At 69.2% G+C, this 20,662-nt stretch carries 18 protein-coding genes and 1 tRNA gene; 2 read left to right on the forward strand and 17 right to left on the reverse strand.

Annotation, left to right across the window (positions count from 1 at the left end):
- Nucleotides 1-2 precede the first annotated feature (2 nt).
- The 12 genes from ACFYXF_RS35120 to ACFYXF_RS35175 form a co-directional block, all read right to left on the reverse strand.
- Nucleotides 3-1,556 carry a terminase large subunit domain-containing protein gene (locus tag ACFYXF_RS35120; protein ID WP_389355895.1) on the reverse strand — a complete coding sequence of 518 codons (1,554 nt, stop codon included), beginning with the start codon at nucleotides 1,554-1,556 and terminating at the stop codon, nucleotides 3-5.
- On the reverse strand, nucleotides 1,540-2,088 hold the full coding sequence (locus ACFYXF_RS35125) for a hypothetical protein (protein WP_389355896.1): 549 nt from the start codon (nucleotides 2,086-2,088) through the stop codon (nucleotides 1,540-1,542). The genes ACFYXF_RS35120 and ACFYXF_RS35125 overlap by 17 nt, the downstream gene beginning before the upstream one ends.
- A 94-nt stretch (nucleotides 2,089-2,182) precedes the next feature.
- Nucleotides 2,183-2,701 carry a hypothetical protein gene (locus ACFYXF_RS35130; protein WP_389355898.1) on the reverse strand — a complete coding sequence of 173 codons (519 nt, stop codon included), beginning with the start codon at nucleotides 2,699-2,701 and terminating at the stop codon, nucleotides 2,183-2,185.
- Nucleotides 2,702-2,734: 33 nt separating this feature from the next.
- On the reverse strand, nucleotides 2,735-4,213 hold the full coding sequence (locus tag ACFYXF_RS35135) for a ParB N-terminal domain-containing protein (RefSeq protein WP_389355899.1): 1,479 nt from the start codon (nucleotides 4,211-4,213) through the stop codon (nucleotides 2,735-2,737).
- On the reverse strand, nucleotides 4,210-4,944 hold the full coding sequence (locus ACFYXF_RS35140; protein WP_389355901.1) for a ParB/RepB/Spo0J family partition protein: 735 nt from the start codon (nucleotides 4,942-4,944) through the stop codon (nucleotides 4,210-4,212). Before ACFYXF_RS35140 ends, ACFYXF_RS35135 begins: the two co-directional genes overlap by 4 nt.
- A gap of 60 nt (nucleotides 4,945-5,004) precedes the next feature.
- Nucleotides 5,005-5,799 (reverse strand): DUF2637 domain-containing protein, encoded by a 795-nt coding sequence (locus ACFYXF_RS35145; protein WP_389355903.1) that lies wholly within the window; start codon nucleotides 5,797-5,799, stop codon nucleotides 5,005-5,007.
- A 224-nt stretch (nucleotides 5,800-6,023) separates the two neighbouring features.
- Nucleotides 6,024-6,455 carry a hypothetical protein gene (locus tag ACFYXF_RS35150; protein WP_389355905.1) on the reverse strand — a complete coding sequence of 144 codons (432 nt, stop codon included), beginning with the start codon at nucleotides 6,453-6,455 and terminating at the stop codon, nucleotides 6,024-6,026.
- The gene (locus ACFYXF_RS35155; protein WP_389355906.1) at nucleotides 6,452-6,748 is read right to left on the reverse strand and encodes a hypothetical protein; all 297 of its coding nucleotides are present in this window, start codon (nucleotides 6,746-6,748) and stop codon (nucleotides 6,452-6,454) included. The genes ACFYXF_RS35150 and ACFYXF_RS35155 overlap by 4 nt, the downstream gene beginning before the upstream one ends.
- Before the next feature lie 41 nt (nucleotides 6,749-6,789).
- Nucleotides 6,790-7,038: a hypothetical protein gene (locus tag ACFYXF_RS35160; protein ID WP_389355908.1), complete on the reverse strand. Its 249-nt coding sequence runs from the start codon at nucleotides 7,036-7,038 to the stop codon at nucleotides 6,790-6,792.
- A 10-nt stretch (nucleotides 7,039-7,048) separates the two neighbouring features.
- The gene (locus tag ACFYXF_RS35165; protein ID WP_389355910.1) at nucleotides 7,049-7,396 is read right to left on the reverse strand and encodes a hypothetical protein; all 348 of its coding nucleotides are present in this window, start codon (nucleotides 7,394-7,396) and stop codon (nucleotides 7,049-7,051) included.
- 260 nt (nucleotides 7,397-7,656) lie between these two features.
- On the reverse strand, nucleotides 7,657-7,935 hold the full coding sequence (locus tag ACFYXF_RS35170; protein WP_389355912.1) for a hypothetical protein: 279 nt from the start codon (nucleotides 7,933-7,935) through the stop codon (nucleotides 7,657-7,659).
- A 66-nt stretch (nucleotides 7,936-8,001) separates the two neighbouring features.
- Nucleotides 8,002-9,105 (reverse strand): ParB/RepB/Spo0J family partition protein, encoded by a 1,104-nt coding sequence (locus ACFYXF_RS35175; RefSeq protein ID WP_389355914.1) that lies wholly within the window; start codon nucleotides 9,103-9,105, stop codon nucleotides 8,002-8,004.
- Between the two features lie 839 nt (nucleotides 9,106-9,944).
- On the opposite strand from ACFYXF_RS35175, the gene ACFYXF_RS35180 reads away from it, so the two are divergent.
- Nucleotides 9,945-10,913 (forward strand): hypothetical protein, encoded by a 969-nt coding sequence (locus tag ACFYXF_RS35180; protein ID WP_389355916.1) that lies wholly within the window; start codon nucleotides 9,945-9,947, stop codon nucleotides 10,911-10,913.
- 19 nt (nucleotides 10,914-10,932) lie between these two features.
- On the opposite strand, the gene ACFYXF_RS35185 is transcribed toward ACFYXF_RS35180, so the two are convergent.
- The gene (locus ACFYXF_RS35185) at nucleotides 10,933-11,892 is read right to left on the reverse strand and encodes a recombinase zinc beta ribbon domain-containing protein (RefSeq protein ID WP_389355917.1); all 960 of its coding nucleotides are present in this window, start codon (nucleotides 11,890-11,892) and stop codon (nucleotides 10,933-10,935) included.
- Nucleotides 11,893-12,358: 466 nt separating this feature from the next.
- On the opposite strand from ACFYXF_RS35185, the gene ACFYXF_RS35190 reads away from it, so the two are divergent.
- Nucleotides 12,359-13,888, forward strand: a complete 1,530-nt coding sequence (locus ACFYXF_RS35190; RefSeq protein WP_389355919.1) for a tyrosine-type recombinase/integrase — start codon at nucleotides 12,359-12,361, stop codon at nucleotides 13,886-13,888.
- A gap of 152 nt (nucleotides 13,889-14,040) precedes the next feature.
- Here ACFYXF_RS35190 and ACFYXF_RS35195 read toward each other — a convergent pair.
- The 4 genes from ACFYXF_RS35195 to tmk form a co-directional block, all read right to left on the reverse strand.
- Nucleotides 14,041-14,114: transfer RNA gene (locus ACFYXF_RS35195), tRNA-Thr, on the reverse strand.
- A gap of 129 nt (nucleotides 14,115-14,243) precedes the next feature.
- The gene (locus ACFYXF_RS35200) at nucleotides 14,244-15,779 is read right to left on the reverse strand and encodes an alpha/beta hydrolase (protein ID WP_389355921.1); all 1,536 of its coding nucleotides are present in this window, start codon (nucleotides 15,777-15,779) and stop codon (nucleotides 14,244-14,246) included.
- A 143-nt stretch (nucleotides 15,780-15,922) separates the two neighbouring features.
- Complete coding sequence (locus tag ACFYXF_RS35205) at nucleotides 15,923-17,128, reverse strand: DNA polymerase III subunit delta' (protein WP_389355923.1); 1,206 nt, start codon at nucleotides 17,126-17,128, stop codon at nucleotides 15,923-15,925.
- 175 nt (nucleotides 17,129-17,303) lie between these two features.
- A complete protein-coding gene (gene tmk, locus ACFYXF_RS35210; protein ID WP_389355925.1) occupies nucleotides 17,304-20,609 on the reverse strand; it encodes a dTMP kinase in 3,306 nt (1,101 codons plus the stop codon).
- Nucleotides 20,610-20,662 lie beyond the last annotated feature (53 nt).

The raw sequence follows: 20,662 nt of genomic DNA on the forward strand, positions 1-20,662 counted from the left end.
GGTCATCGGCGTCCGCCGAGGCGGTCATCGTGGATGTGTCCGGCGACGGCGGCGAGCTGGTCGGGGTCGGCGAGTTCCGTCAGTCCGTGGACCGCGGCGTCCATGCGGTCAGGGCTGTCCATGCCGACGACCCAGGTGACCATCTGGTCCTCCAGGGCGACGTGGGCGCCGACATGGTGGACGAGGCCCTGCTCGTAGAGCTGGGCGATGGGTTCGGCGCGCAGGCGTTTGCCGACCTTGGCGGTGACTTCGAGGACGCGGGGCATGAGAGCGCCGGAGGTGACGCCTTCGCGGCGAAGCTGCTCCCATGCCTGAGAGAGGACCTGGCGGGCCATGTCACCGCCGTAGTTGGACTCGACGACGATCGCGTCTGCCTTGAGAGCGAGGGCGAGTTGGCAGGCGGCTCGACCCCAGTCGTTGGCCCCCATGCTGCCGGAGTGGTCCTCAAGCACGTACAGGTGGCCGTCGTAGCCGCGGGCGGCGCCGATGATGCCCGTCTCGTCGCCGATGGAGGATTCTCCGCCAGCGGGGTCGACGGCGACGATGACGCGGGCCATGTCCAGGCCGCCGAACTCGACGGTGGTGAGGCGGTGGCTGGTGATCCAAGCGCGCTGCCACACGCCGCCCTCCGGCGGGCGGGGCTTTTGCTGGTAGAGCGCGGCCCACACGCGTTCGCCGACGCGGCGGCGGGTGGTGGCGTGGTGCTCGGCGTCGAAGCGATCGGGCCACAGCGGCTCGCCGGGCCTTCGGCCGAGGGGGTCGTCGTCGCTGTCGGCGAGGGCGGGCAGGTCAATGATCTTCCATTCGTTGGCCTGCGCGTCGGCGAGGATGCGGCCAGCGAGGTCGTCTTCGTTCCACCGGGTCTGGATGACGCAGATCGCGCCGTCGGGTTCGAGACGGGTCTGCAGGACGGACTGCCACCACTCCCATGTCTTGCGGCGCATGCTGGGCGAGTCGGCGGACGCCATGTCCTGCACGGGGTCGTCGACGAGGGCGATGGTGGCGCCCTTGCCGGTGAGGCTGCCGCCGATTCCCGCTGCGACGAGGCCGCCCTGGTGGCCGGCGATGTCGAAGCGCATCGCCGCGCGGCTGGACGGGTTGAGGTGGATGCCGAGTTCGTCACCCCACGTTTCGATGGCGTCGCGGATCCAGCGGGAGTGTTCCTCGGCGAGGTCACCGGAGTAGGAGGCGATCATGATGCGGCGGTCGGGGTGCTGGCGCAGGTACCACAGGGGCGCCCAGCGGGAGGCTCGGCGGGATTTGCCGTGCCGCGGCGGCATCGTGATCATCACGCGGTCGGCTCGGCCTTCGGCCATGTCGATCCACGCCTGGTCGATGAGGTGAAGGTGGCGGGCCTGCATCTCGCGGCGTTCGGTGAGGACCGCGGCCATCGCGCCCGGGGAGGCGTCCATGGCTATGTGGCGTTCGATGCGTGCCAGTTGGGTTCGCAGCTCGGGGGATGCTTTCCCGGCCATGGCGCGGCGCAACGCGGGTGGCTTGGTGCGGTAGGCGGCCAGCAGCTGAGCTTGGCGTTCGCTGCTACTGGCCGGAACCACGTGCGGCCTCCTCACTGATACCGATGAGGGCTTCGAGTTCGTCGAGCGCGACGGCGGTCAGCTCGCCGTCTGCCGTCTCCGGTGTGAGTCCCTTGGAGGGGGCTTCCTTGTCGAGGCGGTTGAGGCGGGCGCGGCGTTCGAGGATGCGCAGCGCGCGGTCGATGGCGTTGAGGTTGCCGTCCTTGACGGCCTGCCGGTAGGCGACGAAGAACAGGCGGTCCAGGCGCAGGTTGTCGACCGCGCGCATCTCCTCGACCTTCACCTCCAGGTCGGTGGTGCGCTCCTGCAGGGCCAGGCGCACGTCCTTGCACGCGGCGTGGATGAGCTGCTTGTCGTCGGGGGGTTCCTGGCCCTTGGTGTACCGCTCGATGCCGTAGCCCTGCGGGTAGGCGATGCCGTCGGAGTTGACGGCGGGGTCGGCAGCGAGCTTGCGGCCTACGGTGAGCCAGTCCACGCCGGCCAGGTGCAGGTCGATGGCGTCGGCTCGCCGCCGTGCGATGGCGGCGCGCGCGGCCTTGTCAGGGCGTCCCACCGGCAGGGTTCCTCTCGGTGCTGCGCGCCCCCGCGCCGAGAGACATGATCGCACTGCGGCCCGGCGACCTGACCTCGCCGCCGGGCCGCCTGCCCTACGGGAAGGTCAGTTGCTCAGGAGCGTCAGGATCGGTGGGCGGCTGCCAGTTGGGGGGCGGTGTGTCGGGGGCGTTTCGGTTGGTACGCAGCCACCATCCGAACTGCCAGTTGCGGCAGGTGCGGTACTTCCAGTTGGCCCGGTGGGTGGCGGTGGCGGGTATCGAGTGCTCGCCCCATCCGGTGATGGGGCGAGCGTTTTCGAGGGTCACCTGCAGGCCGCGCACCATGGCGGGGCCTTCCCACCGGTGGCCCTGGGCGTACTCGAAAGCCAGGTGGGCATTGTTCGACCAGTCCCAGGGGTGGGGCAAGGCGCACAGATACCAGGCCAGCGGCGGGTTCTCCGCCGACAGGGTGACGTTTTGGCGGGATGTCCTCGGATTGAGGGGGTGACGGTCAGACCAGCCGAACGTTTCCAGACAGTGACGGTCGAGGTTCACGTTGCGAACCCCTGCCAACCACATGATCAGGTACGGAGCGGCGGCCGTGATTCCGACCCTTGCGGGCGGCTGCGGCATGCGTGCATTTCCCCTTCGAATTACGACCCCGGATCAATACCCGGAGATATTCCTTTCTTTAACCAATTTTATCAAAATTTCCACGAGTCGCTTATGGCGCCCATGCCGGAAATCGTTGGGGTAGGGCATATCGAATTCCTCATTGAGGGCTTTCTCGTAATCGAGATCGGAAAGCGGTAGGGGGGCTCTGCACACGGCTCTGAGCGTGGCGTTGGAGCGACCGGAGACCTTCACCTGCCCGAAGTACGCTTCCAACAGCTCGGTCAGCGACTCGGGGGTGTGGTAGCGGATCCGCATCCACTTTCCCTGCATGAATCGCATATCGACGTTCTCGGAGTCCAGGAACGACAGGCGGGTCGAGTCGTTGGCGCTGGTGGAGTGCTGCTTGGCCTCGAATGCCTGCTCCACCAGCAGGTTGCGGGTGCCGATGCACACCGTCCCGTCGCCGGCGCACAGCGCGTTGACGGTTGTCAGCACCCAGTGCTGGTAGTCCAGCGATGTGGTGGCGTTGATGACGGAGTCGAGGACCACCATCTCGTACAAGCCGTGCCCGGCCAGCCGCTTCTCGATCGTACGGATCATCGAGACGACGCCCTTGATGTCCACGGCGTACTTGCCGGGCGTAGTGCGGTACGGCTCGTAGTCGTCGATGCCGTAGCCCTCGGGGCGCAGCTTCTTGGCGTAGTCGCCGTGCCCTGCACCGAAGTCCACGACACGCGTCTCGGGGCGATCGCGCAGCCGGGGCAGCGCCAGCTTCTCCCACACCTCCGACTTGTAGGCGAGCTTTCCCTGCTTACGCAGCGAGGTGTACTGACGCAGCCGCTTGGGCTGCACGATGTGCTGGTTGTAGACGGGGGCCTGGTCCTCCAGACCGGACCAGTCGTACACGCCGTACTCGCCAGTGAGGTCGGCAACCAGCTGCGCCGCGTCCAGGGATGTGCAGGTCCACGCGAGTACGTCGAAGTGGTTCGCGGCGGCGACCACCGCGTACTCGGCGTTGAGCGCGATCTGCCCCTGGTCGTCGACGACGACGCTGCCCCACGCGCCGTGGCCGCCGGTCATGTGGGAAATGCCCTGTTGGAACGGCTTGTTGCGGGAGACGGCCACTTCGATGGTCCGCCACGGGATCCACGACCACTGGCCGATGGGGCCTGGCTGCGCGTATACGACGCTCGCCTCGGTCTCAACCCGGTTGTGCAGGAGGTTGAACTGGATCTCGTCGGTCAAGCGCACGACCTGGCCGAGCATCACCGCAGGGGTATGCGTCATCCCCAGCGCGGTCATGGCCTTGGTTCTCTGGTGGCCTGCGACCAGGGTTCCGTTGGCGTTGAGGATGACCGGCTTGACGACGCCGTGACGGGCGATGGAGGCCTGCAGGCGTTCGAAGGCTTCCTCGGACAGATGCCGCGGGTTGTACTCGGCCGGCCGCAGGTCTTTCAGCGGGTACGCCTCGTAGAAGGTAGTGGTGGGGCCGCTGCTGTTGGGGGCGCTGATACCGGGCTCGCTGCTCATGCGTCCTCGTCGGCTTCGTCGTCGGCGGGCTCGGCCTGGCCGGTGCCGGGGTCGTCCTGGCTGCCGCCGGGCACCTCAGCGGTCTCGGCATGGGCTTCCTGCAGCACGTGCCAGCCGAAACCGAGGTCCGTGCGGGACTCGGAGACGTACCGCTCATAGATGGAGTTGAGGGTCTCCACCTCGGCTGCGGTGATCTGCACGCGGGTGGTAGACCACTGCAGGTAGCCCCACTGCAGGTACTCCAGCTTGGCCATGGCCCCGGTGCCCTGCCCGTCGGAGGGCAGGTCGATCGTGTCGGGCAGGGCCCGGCTGTCCAGGAGCTTGTCCAGGGCAGTCTGGTCGTATCCGGTGCCGTCCAGGTCGGGCAGGTCCTCCAGGATGTCGGCCAGCAGCTCGCTGTCGTACCCGGCGAGGTCGGAGGTGCGGTTATCGACGACGACGATGCGGGCCGCGTCCTCGTCGGAGACGTCGACCCACGTCGCGGCGATCTGGTCCCAGCCGAGCTGCTTGGCGGCGATCCAGGTGTGGTTACCGGCCAGGATCTCTTTGGGACGGCCGGTGTGGGTGCCACGGTTGACGACGATGGCCTTGTACTGGCCGTTGACGCGCAGCGATTCAGCGATGGCGTCGATGTCGCCGGTGCGCGGGTTGCGGTGATAGCCAGTCAGGTCGTCGATGGGCACCGCGAGCGGCAGCAGCGACTCGGGGATGCGGGCGGGCGCAGCACTCACAGGAGGAGCCCTTCGTGTAGGAGCGTGCCCCCGCGCCCTACACCCGCCCACATTAGAGGATCACGCGCTCAGCAGCTCCAACTGCTCCTGCCCTTCGGCATCGGCGGGCGGCGGCTTGCGGGCCGCGCGCAACAGATCCCGTGCCCTTGTCTCGCCCTTGCCGATGTCCGTCGCCCACTGGGGTGCTGTCAGCTTGGGCCGGTCTGGCAGCGCATTGCGGGTCAGGGCAATCCGCTGCTCCTCGGTGCTGCACGCCTCGTACAGCGCCGCCCAGGGCATGGTGGTATCCGGCTGCAGCGGGGGCCGCTGCCGCTGTTGGCGCTGCTGGGCGTCGTCGTCGGCAGACGCCTCCTGCTGCTCCTGCTGCTGTTCGCCGTCGGTCGGCTGTTCGATGTGCTGACCGGTGGTGGCGGCATCGGATTCTGGCGCCTCCTCGGGTGCTGCTTGCGGTGCTGGTGCGTGCTGCGGTGCGGCCTCGGGTTGCGGCAGCAGCAGCGCACGCAGTTCCTGCATGCCCATCTCCAGGGCGACGAGCTGTGCGAGCGGCGCGACGGTGGCAACGGCCCAACCTCCGGCGGTACGCGGCGCGTTGGAGACGTTGAAGGCCCAGCTGACCAGGGTGAAGCCGACCGTCACGGTCCAGTACGGCCTGGTGGAGCGATGGCTTGCCAGGGCGCGGATGACGCCGACGGAGCCCAGGACGATGCCGCCGTCGACGAGGACGGGAAACATCCATGCGGAGTGCTCAGGAACGGCGTTGTCGACGGCGACGCGGTGCAGCGCCTCGTACGACAGGCTGAAGCCCACGGATTCGAACGCGGCGACCGCCACGAGGAAGACGCTGGTGACCAGCACTCTGGTCAGCCTGGTGCGGCTGGCAGATGCGGGCGCGATACGGTGCGGATCAGGCACGGGAGCTCTCTCTCCTGCTGCTTAGGCCCTCGGCTGGTGTTACCGCACCTCCGAGGGCCGCACTGTTGTTCGGTTGTTTTGCCTACCGTAGCGGTGCTGTTGGAGGTCCGCACCAGCAACAGCTCTGCCAGCAGCGTCGGTTGACGCTGGCGGTGGTGCTGAGCGTGTCAGATGGCAGCGTCGTCCGACAGGCACAGCACTGCGGTGTGGCTGCGGATGCGCAGGTACTTCTGGTCGATGGTGTGCCCGTCGAAACGGGCCCGGGCATCGCCGGCGGGAACCCGCCTGACGTGATCGAACAACGATAGGTCGGGGGGCCGGATGGACCAGGTGAACTGCCAGCCCCCTGCACGTAGGAACAGCCGGTACCAGCCGTCGCCGATGTCGGGCGCGGCCGAAAGCACGCTGGGGTGGAGGGCGGCGAGCCAGGCGGCAAGGTGGTTGCGTTCGCGCAGGACGCCGCCGAGGGCCTGTTCGCGCTCCTCGGCCTGGCGCCGCATGATCGGCTGCGCCACGCCGAGGACCTCATGAGGCTCGACGGGTATACCCCCGGTGCCCTTGTCGTCGGCCCGCAGTTCCTCGAAGGGGGACGTGCTCATGGGGTGTTCCAGTCGTCGACGGGGAGAGCGGCGGATGCAAGGCGAAGGCTGTGCGGCGCGGAGGTGGGCTGCCCGAAGCGGTTGACGCACGGGGCGCCGGCGGGCGCTTCACAGGTGGGGCAGTGCACGTCGAGGGCAGGGCGGGAACCAGCTGCGAGCAGGCGGGCAAGCCGGGTGACCTGGGCGGCCTGCCCGGCTTGGCTGGCGATCAGGTGCTCTACGCCGGCACGGAGCCGTGCCGCCTCGGCCGCTCCGAGGGGCCGGTATTCGGTGTGGCCGATCAGGTGCCGCATCTGCTCCACGGTGGGCCGATCGCTCTCTGGGCGGGCCAGGCTCACCGGCCGCGCGCCATGTCGGCCGCGGTCCAGCTTCGCAGCAGGGAGCGTCGCTGGCTGCGCGTGAGCTGCACGGCACGTGTGTAGACGGAGGCGACACGGGCGGCGGGCACGCACCAGGTGGGGAAGGGGTCCTCAGCGGAGTCCTCCGGCTCGCCGACCTTGCAGCCGTCGACGACGTGCGGAGAGATGGGGGTGATGAGGTCCCCGGGGTCGAGCCCGGGGACACCACCGTGGAAGTAGCGCAACGCCTCTCGCCTACCGGTTATTGCAGCCGCAGATGCCCTGCGGTGTGCACCAGCCTGGGCACGAATTGCACCAGGTCCAGCCAGGGCCTGGCGGGGTGCGCTCCGGTGCGAGCAATTCGGCGCGGGACCGGCTGTCGACCTCGGCAACGGCGTCTTTGAGTTCGGCGTAGTGCTCGGCCGCGTCCGGGTCGGGGCTGGACTGGTAGGCGGGCGACATCTGGGGTCTCCGGACAGGGTCAGGGGGGCCGGGTTGATTGCGTTCGGCCATGACCTTTCTCAGCGGCCCGTAGCGTTCCCTCATGAGCTGTTCGAACAGCTCGGGGTCGGCGGCATGGTCAGAGCGGTAGGTCTCGGTCACAAGGTTTCTCCTGGGTACGCGGGGACCCGCCCCACCTGATGGCGTGGGCGGGTCCATTCGCGGGCGCGTGGGGCGGCGTCCCCGTGCGGCGCCGCATGGGCGGTGCCAGTGCCTGGCGGGTAGGGCGCGGGGGAGTTGCCACCCGCCAGACACCGTTGGGGGATGCCGCATGCCACGGCAGTGCTGACAGGCCGGTTCCGCGACTGCAGCCGTTCCCGGTCAGCGAACAGAACGTACCACGGTGGAATGTTGTGGCACATCTATTGGGCGCAGTTTCGGCAGGTGACTTTGCGGTCGCGGCTGTACTCCAGCCGATCGATGACCGGAGCCGAGTGTTCGGCGCACTTCGTTGTGAAGTGGTTGCGGTCCTCGACATACCGGGCCGCGTGGACGGTACCGTCAGCCTCGACTGCGCGCTGTGGGTACTCGGCGTCGAGTTCGTCGACGAGGAACAGCGCGCCCTGATTGGTCTTGGCTCTGACGCCGAAGTCTTGTGGCGTCATGAGCTGCCAATTGGGGCGGCCGGGGGCGTCGCTCACAGGGTTTCCTTTCGGTGGCTGGGGCAAGTCGCGGCCCGTCCCCGGGCGGGGACGGGCCGCTTCTGATCAGACTGCAGCGGAGGCAGCGCGCTTGACCGGAGCCTTGGGCTTGGCCGGGGCCTTGCGCCGGGCCGTCACCTGCGGTTTGGCCGGGGCCTTCGACTTGGGCGCGACGACTTCAGCCTGGGCGGCCGGCTCGACCGGGGCCTGCGGCTCACCGGGGGCCTTGGGCTTGGCCTGAGCGGCGAGGCTTTCGTGTTCGGCGTCGGGGTTCAGGCGGGCAATCTCACGGGCCTCGGCGTGCGCCTTGGCCTGCCGCATGTTGAACCGCGCCTTGGCGAACGCGTCGGCAACGCGGTCCATCTGGTCGAGGCGCTTGCCGACCTCACCCTCCAGGGCCAGGGCCAGCTTCATCGGATCCGCCTTCGCCAACTCGTCCACCAGGACCCGTACCTGCTCGATCCGGTCGATGTTCGAGCGGGTCTTGGTACGGTCACGCTGTCGCTCCTCGCGCTCCTCAGGCGTCATCTCCTCCATGATCATGGCGACGACCTGGCCCTGCTGCTGCTTGAGCGCGTACGCGAAGTGCACCAGCTCGTTGTCGCCGGCGAAGGCACCCTTGGCCCACTTCTTCATGACCGCGGCCTGGTTGCCTGGCGTCAGCGCCGCGATCTGCACGGCGGCCTGGGTGCCGATCGCCCCGGAGTTGACATGCTGCTGCACTTCCTCGACCAAGTTCAGCAGCGCCAGGCGGAGCATCACGTACTGCGGGGACTTGCCGAACTCCTTGGCGACGTCCTTGCCTTCGACGCCGTCCTGCTCGTCGAGGATCCGACGAAACGCCTTGGCCTCCTCCATCGGCGTCATGTCGGCGCGGTTGATGTTCTCCGCGACCGACCGCTTGAAACGCTCCAGGACGCTCAGGTCGTCGTCGGTGACGATGCATTTGATCTCGGTCAACTCGGCGAGTTGGTGGGCGCGCCAACGGCGTTCGCCCGCGACGATCTCGTAGCCGCCGGCCTCCTCGTCCTTGCGGACCTCGATCGGCTGCATGAGGCCGAACCGCTTGATGGAGTCAGCGAGTTCCTGCAGGGCGCCCGACTCGAAGAACTCGCGCGGCTGGCGCTCGTTGCGGTGGATCTGGTCGATGGGGAGGGTCGTGATCGTCATAGCTCGCTCCAAGAGGCCGTGGCCGGGGGGTACTTCCCCCGTCTCGTCCTCTTATTTTAGCTGCACTTTCGGCCTGGGGCCAGATTTTCCAGGGCAATTTTTGCAGGTCAGGGCATACGCAGAGGCGGGCACCGATGGATGCCCGCCTGTGTACACGTGAGGTTGTTCAGCAAGCGTGCACCATCGCCACTGCGGGGCCATGCGGCTGCGAAGCCCCCTCTTTCGCGACGCACCGTAGATCCTCGCCAACCACCACGGCCAGCGCGCGCAATGCCGCCTCCGCCTCCCGGGCACCCAGAACAGGGCGCCCGGATAACTCGGCCTCCGCCATCCGACTCTGAATGCGCGCCGGATCAATCGCCACCGGACTTTCCCTCCCATTGGCGGACCCCCCGCCGTCGAGCACAATCACGTTCCGCTCACAGGCGTCCCCCCGGGCGCCCGCCCTACCTCCGGGCACCCCCGGCGGACTACCAGGTGGTGTCGTCGACGTCCTCGACCTCGCCGCTCGCGCCGCCACTGACGACGGGAACCATCCAAGTAGTGTCCGTGGCCTCAGCGCCACCCAGCGTCATATGCCCTGGACTTATCCCAACGAAGGCGGCCAAAATGGCAAGCACGACAGCCGAAGTGATCCGGATAACACGATTAATAGCCACAAGTTCCCCTGTCGTGTTCGCATGATGGCGACGGGCTGACATGGGGCGCGGCAACAGCCAGCCAACCCCCACCGATAACTAGCATGTGCCCGTCAACCAACACCTTGTAATGGAACTGCATGAAGATCAACCAAAAGCGTTACCGTACTTTCACGAGACCCACAATTCAGGGGATGTTAGGTGCCACAAGTACCCGACCTGCCGGATCTGTCCGATCAGACCGCCCGCGTCTACCAGCAGATACTGGAGGGCATTTCCGTCCCCGCCGGGACTCCCGGGCTCGCTGATCTGCTGACCGCTGGACTCGTCATCGACAACCCCCGCGGCAACGACACTTACACCGCCATTGACCCCAGGTATCCGACCGTGGAGATGACTCGGCAACTCCACACCCGAGTGGAGCAGTTGAGCACCTTCACGGGTGCGCTGCCCGGATTCCTGGCAACTGTCCGGGACCAATACATGGCGGTGAGGCCGCCGCACGAGTCGATCCAGCGCCTGCGAGGCCGCCAGCTGATCAACGAGCACATCGCCCGCGAGCACGCCGGCGCCCGCACCGAAATCATCTCCGCGCAGCCCGGCAACCGCACTCCCGAGGACCTATCGTTTTCCTACGAACGCGACCGCAGGGCCCTGCAACAGGGCTTATCCATGCGGACGCTGTATCACAGTTCGGTGCGCCGCGTCGCCACCGTCGGTGACTGGGCGAACTCCATGACCACCGCCGGCGGCAAGATCCGCACCTTCAACGGCCGCTTCCCCCGCGCCATCATCTTTGACCGCCGCGTGGCCTTCATACCCGTGCACACCGTCCCTGAGCCGCACCCGGACGAAGCGGTCATGGTCTCCGACCCGCTGGTGGTCGCGCATGCCATCGCGATATTCGACCTGTTCTGGGAGCGTGCCGACCCCTGGTTGGGCCCCGGCCCCGGCGACGACAAAGACATTGTCACCTCAGCCACCCAGCGGGCGATCCTGCGAGAACTGTGCCTGGGGCGCACACAGGCACAGGCTGCGAAGAACCTCGGGATCGGCCCGGCCTGGATCAACGAACAACTGGGGCAGCTCCGCAAGAAGCTTGGCGCGCGAACCCTCAACGCGGTCATCTACTGGTGGGCGACGTCCCCCGACCACAACCTGCAGGACTGACACACCCGGCGCACCCCGGCTATGAGGCGACAGGGGTGCGCCAGGTCAGCGTGACCCGGTCGTCCACATCCCGTACCCCGCGCGCCCGCGCCGGGTGAACCTGGATCTTGTCTACCAGCAGCACCACCAGGGCCCGTTTCGAACGGTGCGGTGCGTGCTCCCACCAGCGCGCAAGGTCCTCGACCCCGCCCAGCGGCACATCCACGGCCTGCTCCAGGAACCGCAGCCGCGCCCGGCTCTCCCTCAGGCCCTGCCCGATGGCCCGGTCCGTGGCGACGAGCGTGCTCCGCGCCAGCTCGCCCTTCGCATACGGCTCGGCAAGCTCGGTCCGTGACTTCTCCAGTTCGGCGATCCGCGCGCGCACCTGGTCGGCTTCGACAGCCATGCGCGCGCGAGCCGCTTCCAGCGCGGCGACGGCGCCCGGACGGAGCAGCTCACCGAGGACGTGCTCAGCAACATGGTCCTCGAACAGTGACGCGGTGATGCGGACCTTGCCACACCCTCCACGGCCCTCAAAGTTGGTCTGACAGCGGTAGGACGGCGTCCCAGCGCCGGTGCGGGCGCCCGCCATCCGCTGTCCGCACAGTCCGCACTCGCTCAGCCCGCCCGCCAGCAGGTACTCCCTGTCAGGTGCACGATCCTGATCACTTCGCACGCTGCCCGGCCGGCCGGGGCGCTGCTGCAGCCACCGGAACTCATCCGGTGTAATCAGCGCATCCCGGCCCGTGTCGCGTAGTTCGCCGGTCTCGGGGTCCCGTTCCAGTCCGGCGATCGACGGATTGTCCAGCAGGCGGCCGAGCTTCATGGAGGTCCACTCGCCGCCCATAGTGCCCCGATGGCCCTCGGCCGTCATCCAGGCCGCAACCTCAGCCTGAGACTGTCCGGCCCGGATACGGCCGACGGCCTCACGCACAACTTGCCGCTCCTCCGCGCGAACACGCGTCAGAGCCTGGTTGTCGAAGCCGTACAAACGCGGCATGCCACCGTTCCCCCACTCATCCAGCCGCCCGCGCAGGTCCCTGACGCAGCGAAGTGATCCCAAGCGCCTCCCATAGGGAAGCCGTCGGGATACGGATTGTGCTCCCCATCGTGAGCGTCCGCACAGGGAACTGACCGGCCTTGATCAGTTCGTACGCTTTGTTGTGCCCGATACCCAGTGCGCGGGCCGCGGTCACTACATTGACCGTCGCGGGCAGTGCCAGGACCTCGTCCAGGCTCATTCCGCGCTGATCGGCGGCCAGAATGCTCGTCCTAGTCGTCATCTCATTGTCGCGATCTCCCCCGCGCCAACATGTGCCACACCATACACGCGGCGCCTCGATATCAGGGAGTACAAGCAGGCAACGCTAGGGAAGAATGTGTGGCCACAGTGACAACTGAGCGTAGGGGTGGGGGAGATGTTCGAAGACAAGACGTACAAAAGATGCGCCTGCAAGGGACCTCTGGTGAGCGAGGACGGCAAACCCGTCCTGGACGATGACGGCAACCAGAAGATCGGCCACCTGGAGAAGACCTGCCCCAAGCTCAAACAGCGAGCGCACGGCTCCTGGTACTACTCGCTGGAGCTGCCGCCCAACCCCGACGGGTCACGCCGGCCTCGCGCGAAGAAGGGCGGCTTCCGCACCAAGGAAGACGCCGCCGAGGCCGCCACGAAAGTGTGGAAGGCCGCCCAGGACGGAATCAACGTCCTCAGCAAGGAGACCATCGAGCAATACCTGCGCCGCTGGGTTGCCACGAAGAAACTGGACCTGGCCGTCACCACAGCACACGAGTACGAGCGCGACATCGAGCTGTACTTCATCCCACACCTGGGCAAGCTGCAGCTGCGGCAGCTGCGCGTGGGCAATATCCAGGCGATGTATGAGTGGATCGTCCGGGACAACGAGCGCCGCGTCGAGCACCGCAAGCACGTCGACGAGCTGAAGCAGCAGGCTGACGCGGCGAATGCCGCCTGGCGGGCCGCTCCGCTGGAGGAGCGGGCGTCCAAGCGCGCCGCGTGGACGGCGGCCCGGGACCTCTACACGGCCGAGCGCAAGAACCTGAAGCGGGTCACCGGCCCGGCGACCATGCGAAGCATCAACGCCACCTTGTCCTCCGCCCTGAATGACGCGATGGAAGAGGAGCTGATCGCCAAGAACTACGCCACCTTCGTGACCCTGCCCAAGGTCACGAAGCCCAAGGGCCTGGTGTGGACGCCAGAGCGGATCGCCCGCTGGAAGCGGACCGGCAAGAAGCCGTCGCCAGTCATGGTGTGGACCACCGAACAGACAGCGGAGTTCCTGGACTTCGTCAGCACCGACCGCCTGTTCCCACTGTGGCACCTCATCGTCTTCCGGGGCCTGCGCCGAGGCGAGGCTGCGGCTATCACCTGGGACGAACTCAACCTCGACCGCGGCCTACTGCACGTCACAGAGCAATTGGTCACCGTCTCCTACGAGGTCCACGGCGCCACACCGAAGGCGGACAGCGTCCGCGACGTCAAGCTCGACGCCCAGTCGGTGGCACTGCTGAAGGCGTGGTGCAAGAAACAGCACGCCGAGCGGGAGGAATGGCAACGGGAGGGAGCCTGGGTCAACAGCGGCAACCGGGTCTTCACTCGGGAGAACGGCGAGCAGTACCACCCGCAGGTCTTCTCCGACCGCTGGGACCGGCTGGTGGGGCAGTCTGGCCTGCCGCCGGTCCGGTTGCATGACGGGCGACACGGCGCCGGCTCGCAGGCGTTCGCCGCCGGCGTGGCCCCCAAGGTCATCCAGGCCATGCTCGGCCATTCGTCGCTGCGGATGACGATGGACACCTACACGTCGATCATGCCGGGCCTGGAAGAGGCGGCAGCGGAGGCATCGGTCGACCTGGTCGCCAAGGCCATGGAGAAGATCAGAAAGAAGAAGCAGCACGAGGAAGCGAACGACCGTCCGGACTCAACCGAGCAGGAGGCGGAAGATGACGACGACGGAGGCGAACCTGTGGCGGCGTAGCGCCCTGGGAACGGTCCGGCTGCGGCTCCGTTCCCACGACGTTCCCATCCGGCCATAGTTGGGGGCCGCCAGGGCGGTGGTATAGACCGTGAGTCGATCAAGGAAAAGCAAAAGCCCCAGGTCACGGCGAGTGAGTCCTGAGGCTTCCACAGAGCCGCCTTCGGGATTCGAACCCGAGACCTACGCATTACGAGTGCGTTGCTCTGGCCATCTGAGCTAAGGCGGCGCGCTGTCCACACTATGGTGCGATCAGCAACGTCGGTAAGTCTACACAGTTTCCAGGGGTGCTCCGCACACCCCCCTGAGGCCTCAGAGGAGGCCTCAGCGCCGACGTCCGCCCCGCCCCGCCGCTCCGCTACGAACAGCGCTTGCCCTCCGTCGGAGGCGTCCCCCGCAGCAGATACGCGTTGATCGTGTCGTCGATGCAGTCGCTGCCCCGACCGTACGCCGTGTGGCCGTCGCCCTCGTAGGTCAGGAGGCGGGCCGAGGAGAGCTGGCGGGCCAGGGACTGGGCCCAGGGGTACGGGGTCGCCGGGTCGCGGGTCGTGCCGACCACCACGATCGGGGCCGCGCCCTTCGCCTCGATGCGATGCGGCTCGCCCGTCGGCCGGACCGGCCAGTACGCGCAGTTCAGGGAGGCCCAGGCCATCGCCTCGCCGAAGACCGGGGACGCCTTCTCGAACGACGGGAGCGCAGCGCGTACCTGGTCGGGGGTGGCGTACGCCGCCGGGAGGTCGAGGCAGTTCACGGCCGCGTTGGCGAACATCAGGTTCGAGTAGCGGCCGTCGGCGTCACGCTCGTAGTAGCTGTCGGCGAGGAGCAGCAGGCCCGCGCCGTCCTTGTCGCGCATCGCCGAGGTCAGCGCCTCGCGCAGTCGCGGCCAGTTGCTCTCGTCGTACATCGCGGCGATCACGCCGGTCGTGGCGAGGGCCTCGCCCAGCCGGCGGCCGTCCGCGTCGCCCGTCGGGATCGGCGACGCGTCGAGGCGACGGAAGAACGCCTTCAGGTTGGTGCCGACCTCGCCCTCCTCCGTACCGAGCGGGCAGTCCGTCTGCCGTACGCAGTCCTTCGCGAACGCGTCGAACGCCGTCTCGAACCCCGCCGTCTGCCCGAGGCTCAGCCGGCTCGCGGACAGGGAGGGGTCCATCGCGCCGTCCAGGACCAGCCGGCCCACGCGCTTCGGGAAGAGACCCGCGTACGTCGCCCCGAGGAACGTCCCGTACGACGCCCCCACGTACGTCAGCCGTTCGTCGCCGAGCACCGCCCGCAGGATGTCCATGTCTCGGGCCGCCTCCACCGTGGACACATGCCGCAGCAGATCGGGCGAACTGCTGCCGCAGCCCTCGGCGAACTCCTTGTACGCGCCGACCAGTTCGTCCGTCTCCCGGACGTTGTCGGGCGTCGCGTCCGTCTGCGTGTACGCGTCCATCTCGCGACCGTCCAGGCACTCGACCGGCTCGCTGCGTGCCACCCCGCGCGGGTCGACCGCGACCATGTCGTAGCGCGCTCGGACCTCGGCGGGGTAGCCGATACCCGCGTACGACTGCACGTACCCGACCGCCGAACCGCCAGGCCCGCCCGGGTTGACCAGCAGGGAGCCGAGCGACTTGCCCGGCCCCGTGGCCTTCTTGCGGGAGACAGCGAGCTTGACGTCCCCCTCGGACGGCGCCGCGTAGTCGAGGGGTGCCTTCATCGTGGCGCACTGGAATCCGGGGACACCGCACGCCCGCCAGCTCAGCTTCTGCCCGTAGTACGGCGCGAGACCGGCCGCCCCGGTGTCCGCCGACGAACTCGCCGCACTCGTCGAACTCCCCGTGGAACAGGCGGAGACGAGCAGCGTGGCGACCGCGAGCAGGGTCCAGGTCTGACGAGGGATGCGCCTCATTTGCATTCACCGAGCGTAACCCTGGGGAGCCGGACAGATACTCTCCGTCCGCGATATGACTCATACGAGTTACGGCTGCCGACCAGTGGCCAATGGCCAGTGGCTGCGGCCACGAGCCGGTGAACCAGCGACCGTCAGCCCGCTGGCCGTCAGCCCGCTCTCAGCGCCAGCGTCATCGCCTCCACAGCCAGCAGCGGAGCCACGTTCCGGTCCAGGGCCTCGCGGCACGCGGCGATCGCGTCGATGCGGCGGAGCGTCGACTCGGGTGAGCCGGCGCGGGCCAGGCGTTCCAGGGTGTCCTCGGCCTCCATGTTGGCGATCGCCAGCCGGGAGCCGAGCTGGAGGGCGAGGACGTCGCGGTAGAAGCCGGTGAGGTCGATCAGGGCGAGGTCGAGGGTGTCGCGCTGCGTACGCGTTCTCCGGCGCTTCTGCCGGTCCTCCAGCTCCTTCATCACGCCCGCCGTGCCACGCGGCATCCGGCCGCCCTGGCCCGCGCCCATCGCCTGCTTCAGATCCTCCGTCTCCTTCACATCGACGCCCTCGGCAAGCTGCTTGGCGTCCTCGGACGCCGAGTCGATCAGCTCCTGGGCCGCTTTCAGGCAGCCGCCGACGTCCTCGACGCGCAGCGGCAGCTTCAGTACGGCGGCCCGGCGCTCGCGGGCCCGCGCGTCCGTCGCCAGCCGCCGGGCACGCCCGATGTGGCCCTGGGTCGCCCGGGCGACGGTGTGCGCGACGTTCGGCTCGATACCGTCCCGGCGGATGAGGATGTCGGCCACCGCCTCCACCGGCGGGGTGCGCAGCGTGAGAAGACGGCAGCGGGAGCGGATGGTGGGCAGTACGTCCTCGATGGACGGGGCGCAGAGCAGCCACACCGTGCGCGGCGCGGGCTCCTCGACGGCCTTGAGCAGGACGTTGCCCGCGCCCTCCGTGAGGCGGTCCGCGTCCTCCAGGACGATGACCTGCCAGCGCCCGACGGCCGGTGACAGCTGGGCCCGCCGGACCAGGTCGCGGGTCTCCTTGACGCCGATGGAGAGCAGATCGGTACGGACGATCTGCACGTCGGAATGCGTACCGACCATGCTCGTATGACAGCCGTCGCAGAATCCGCAGCCGGGGACTCCGCCGAGGGCCCGGTCGGGGCTCACGCACTGGAGTGCGGCGGCAAAGGCACGGGCCGCCGTGGACCGGCCCGAGCCGGGCGGGCCGGTGAAGAGCCAGGCGTGCGTCATCTTCGACGCCTCGGGCACCGGCTCTCTCGCGGCGACGGCGGTGACCAGGGCGTCGGCATCCCGCGCGGCCGCCTCCAGCTGCGCGCTCACCTTCTCCTGACCCACCAGGTCGTCCCACACCGGCATGGGAGCACCGCCCTTCCGTCACGCCGTATACGTCATGCCGCCTCGGCAGGCCGTTTTCGTACGGCCCGCCCTGCGCAGTCCATTGTGCGGGTCACCACTGACAACGGGCGCCACAGACAAGTGACCACCAGGAACAGGCCACCGGCGACGGGCCACGAGCAACGGACACGAGCCCTCAGCGGCGCCGCCCGCCCCGCCCCCGCCCCTCGTCCCGGTCGTCGTCCTCGCGCGGCCCGAGCAGCTCGTCGGCCAGCGTCGGCAGATCGTCCAGCGGAGTCTCCTCCGCCCAGTCGGAGCGCGGACGGCGACGCGGGGCACCGTCGGCATCGAGCTGGGGCAGCTCCCGCGTACGGTCCTCACCGGCCCCGGACCCGGACTGCCCGTCCGCACGCTCGTCCCGGAAGAACCCGGGCGGCACCCGATCCGTGGGCGCACCGTCCCGCCGACCCGCACTGTCCTCCCGTACGGGAGGCAGCACAGCCGTCTCATCGGCCGCACCCGGCACCACGGGCGGCAGCACAGCCGTCTCGTCAGCCGGCCCCGAGGGAACCGGCGGCAACACCGCGGTCTCGTCCGCCGCACCCGGCACCACAGGAGGCAGCACAGCCGTCTCATCGGCGGCCCCCGGAGGAACCGGCCGCAGCACGGCCGTCTCGTCCGCAGCCCCAGAAGGCACCGGCGGCTTCTGAAGCTTGGCCGTCACCTCCGAATCGGAACCGCGTGACTGTCCGCCACCCGCCTCACTGGAACGCGACCCAGAATCCGAACCCGAAGCCCCAGCCGCGCCCTTGCCCGCACCGGCACCCGTGCCCGAACTCGAACCAGCACCCGCAGACGCCGAAGCAGCCGCCTCAGCCGCGGCAGCAGCCGCAGCCGAAGCCGCCGCCTCCGCAGCCTGCCTCCGCTCAGCCTCCGCCCGAACCAGCGCCTCCTCGGCCTTCCGCTGCTTCTCCAGCCGCCGTTCCTCCGCCTCCGCGCGGAGCCTCGCCTCGTCCTCTGCCTGCTTGCGCCGGCGGTCCTCGTCGGCCTTGCGGCGGGCCTCGGCCTCGGCGCGGGACTTCTCCTCCGCCAGCAGCCGCGCCCGCTCCTCCTCGGCGCGGCGGCGCGCGTCCTCGGCCCGCTGCCGGGCCTCCTCCGCCTGGCGTTCGGCCTCGCGGCGCTGCGCCTCCTCCAGTTCGCGGCGCTTGCGCTCCTCCTCCTCGGCACGCAGCCGGGCCAGCGTCTCCTGACGCTCGCGCTCGACGCGCTCCTCCTCGGCCTTGCGCGCGGCCTCTTCCTCGGCCTTGCGCCTGGCCTCCTCCTCGGCCGCCTTGCGCGCCTCCTCCTGGGCCTTCACCTCGGCCTCGGAGAGGGGCAGCATCAGGTCGAGCCGGTGGCGGACGACCGTCGTGACGGCCTCGGGCTCCTGGGCCGCGTCCACGACCAGATAGCGGCCCGGGTCGGCGGCGGCCAGCGTGAGGAAACCGGACCGCACGCGCTCGTGGAACTCGGCCGGTTCCGACTCCAGCCGGTCCGGCGCCTCCGTGAACCGCTCCCGCGCGGCCTCCGGGGAGACGTCCAGCAGGACGGTCAGGTGAGGCACCAGTCCGTCGGTCGCCCAGCGCGAGATCCGCGCGATCTCCGTCGGGGAGAGGTCCCGGCCCGCGCCCTGGTAGGCCACCGAGGAGTCGATGTACCGGTCGGAGATGACGACCGCGCCCCGGTCCAGGGCGGGCCGTACGACCGTGTCGACGTGCTCCGCGCGGTCCGCCGCGTACAGCAGCGCCTCCGCGCGGTGCGACAGCCCGGCACTCGACACATCCAGCAATATCGAACGCAGCCGCTTGCCCACCGGGGTCGCCCCCGGCTCGCGCGTGACCACGACCTCGTGGCCCTTGGCCCTCATCCACTCGGCGAGCGCCCTCGACTGCGTGGACTTGCCGGCCCCGTCCCCGCCCTCCAGAGCGATGAAGAAACCGTTCGAAGCGGGTGCCTGTACGGGGTCGTCGCCGCCGCGCACCGCGTCCAGCAGATCGTGCCGCAGCGGTACGCCGGACCGGTCGTCGACCTTGGCCAGGACCAGCGCGGCCACCGGCAGCAGCAGCGCGCCCACCAGCATCAGCGTGAACGCAGCACCACCGTGCGCGAACACGAACTTGCCGCTCTCCAGGCGGTGCGGCCCGATGAGGGCGGCCACCAGGGGCGCGATCAGCGCGGCCAGCGCCACGGACACCCGTACGACCGCGTGCAGATGCTCCGTCAGCCGGGCCCGCCGCTGGTCCTCGGTCTCCTGGTCGAGCAGCGTGTGCCCGGTGTTGGCGGCGACGCCCGCGCCGATGCCCGCGAAGCCGACGATCAGCAGCACCGTCGTCACGTCCGGGACCAGCCCGGCGGCGAGCAGCGCGACCCCGGTGAAGGCGAGGGCCAGCGCGAGCAGCCGACGCCGCGACAGCGACACCAGCACCTTCGGTGCCGTACGGATGCCGACGACCGTGCCGCCGGTCAGCGCGAGGACCAGCAGTCCGTACGTCACCGGGCCACCGCCCAGGTCCTTGGCGTGCAGAACAGCCACGGAGACAGCCGCCGCGACCGCGCCGGCCACGGCCGCGCAGGCCAGGACGAGCAGCGGGATCGCGCCCGTACGGCCCGTCTCGGCGACCGTGCCGGACTTGGGGCGGCGCAGGCCTTCGAGCGGTGACCGCGCGCGCGGGGTGCGTACGTCGGGTAGTTCGAGGGCGGTGAGCACGGACAGCGAGGCCGCGAACAGCCCGGCCGCGACGTACGACGCGAAAGCCCCCTGGTGCAGGCCGAACCACTCGACGCCGGTGCCCAGCAGGTTGTTGACCAGCCCGGCGGCGACGAGGGCGGCCCCCGCGAGGGGCAGCGCGACGAAGGTCGTACGCAGGGACAGGCGCCGCAGGGCGTCCATGTGGTCCGGCAGCGGGCGGACCGTCGCCCCCTCCGGGGGAGGCGTGGGCAGCAGGGCGGGCGCCGCGCTCTCCCGGCACACCGTCCAGAAGCGCTCGGCGACGCCACTGACGAAGGCGGTGACCAGGAGGACGGCCAGGGCGTTCTCCGGCGTCCAGTCGATCCACAGGGGCGCGATGATCAGCAGGACGGCGCGCAGTCCGTCGGCGCCGACCATGGTCCAGCGGCGGTCGAGCGGGCCTTCCTGGGAGGTGAGCGACGTGAGCGGGCCGAGCAGGACGGCGCCGAAGAGCAGCGTGGCCAGAACTCGTGCCCCGAAGACGGCGGTCACGGCGAGGGCCACGCCCCGGTAGCCGCCGCCGAACGAGCCCTCGGCGATGGCCGCCTGGAGGGCGAGCACCACCAGCACCAGCAGTGCGAGCGCGTCACCGACGCCGCCCACCAGCTGCGCGCTCCACAGCCGCTTCAGCTGGGGCTGGCGCAGCAGGGCGCGGACGGCGCGTTCGCGGGAGTCCGCGACCAACGCGTCGTCGGGGGCCTGGGGAATGGCCGTTGGCTGCTCTGCTGGCGTCATGCTTTCAGCCTATCGGCAGCCACCGACAGCCCGAAGTTGCCGTCCGTACGCGC

This window comes from Streptomyces sp. NPDC002680 (assembly GCF_042889145.1).
GTDB classification, from domain to species: Bacteria; Actinomycetota; Actinomycetes; order Streptomycetales; family Streptomycetaceae; genus Streptomyces; species Streptomyces adonidis.

Bases quoted from the DNA above. Each gene is read 5' to 3' on its own strand.
- ACFYXF_RS35200 (WP_389355921.1), bottom strand. From the start codon at position 15,779: ATGCAAATGAGGCGCATCCCTCGTCAGACCTGGACCCTGCTCGCGGTC.
- ACFYXF_RS35150 (WP_389355905.1), bottom strand. From the start codon at position 6,455: ATGAGCACGTCCCCCTTCGAGGAACTGCGGGCCGACGACAAGGGCACC.
- ACFYXF_RS35205 (WP_389355923.1), bottom strand. From the start codon at position 17,128: ATGCCGGTGTGGGACGACCTGGTGGGTCAGGAGAAGGTGAGCGCGCAG.
- ACFYXF_RS35175 (WP_389355914.1), bottom strand. From the start codon at position 9,105: ATGACGATCACGACCCTCCCCATCGACCAGATCCACCGCAACGAGCGC.
- tmk (WP_389355925.1), bottom strand. From the start codon at position 20,609: ATGACGCCAGCAGAGCAGCCAACGGCCATTCCCCAGGCCCCCGACGAC.
- ACFYXF_RS35130 (WP_389355898.1), bottom strand. From the start codon at position 2,701: ATGCCGCAGCCGCCCGCAAGGGTCGGAATCACGGCCGCCGCTCCGTAC.
- ACFYXF_RS35185 (WP_389355917.1), bottom strand. From the start codon at position 11,892: ATGCCGCGTTTGTACGGCTTCGACAACCAGGCTCTGACGCGTGTTCGC.
- ACFYXF_RS35135 (WP_389355899.1), bottom strand. From the start codon at position 4,213: ATGAGCAGCGAGCCCGGTATCAGCGCCCCCAACAGCAGCGGCCCCACC.
- ACFYXF_RS35155 (WP_389355906.1), bottom strand. From the start codon at position 6,748: ATGCGGCACCTGATCGGCCACACCGAATACCGGCCCCTCGGAGCGGCC.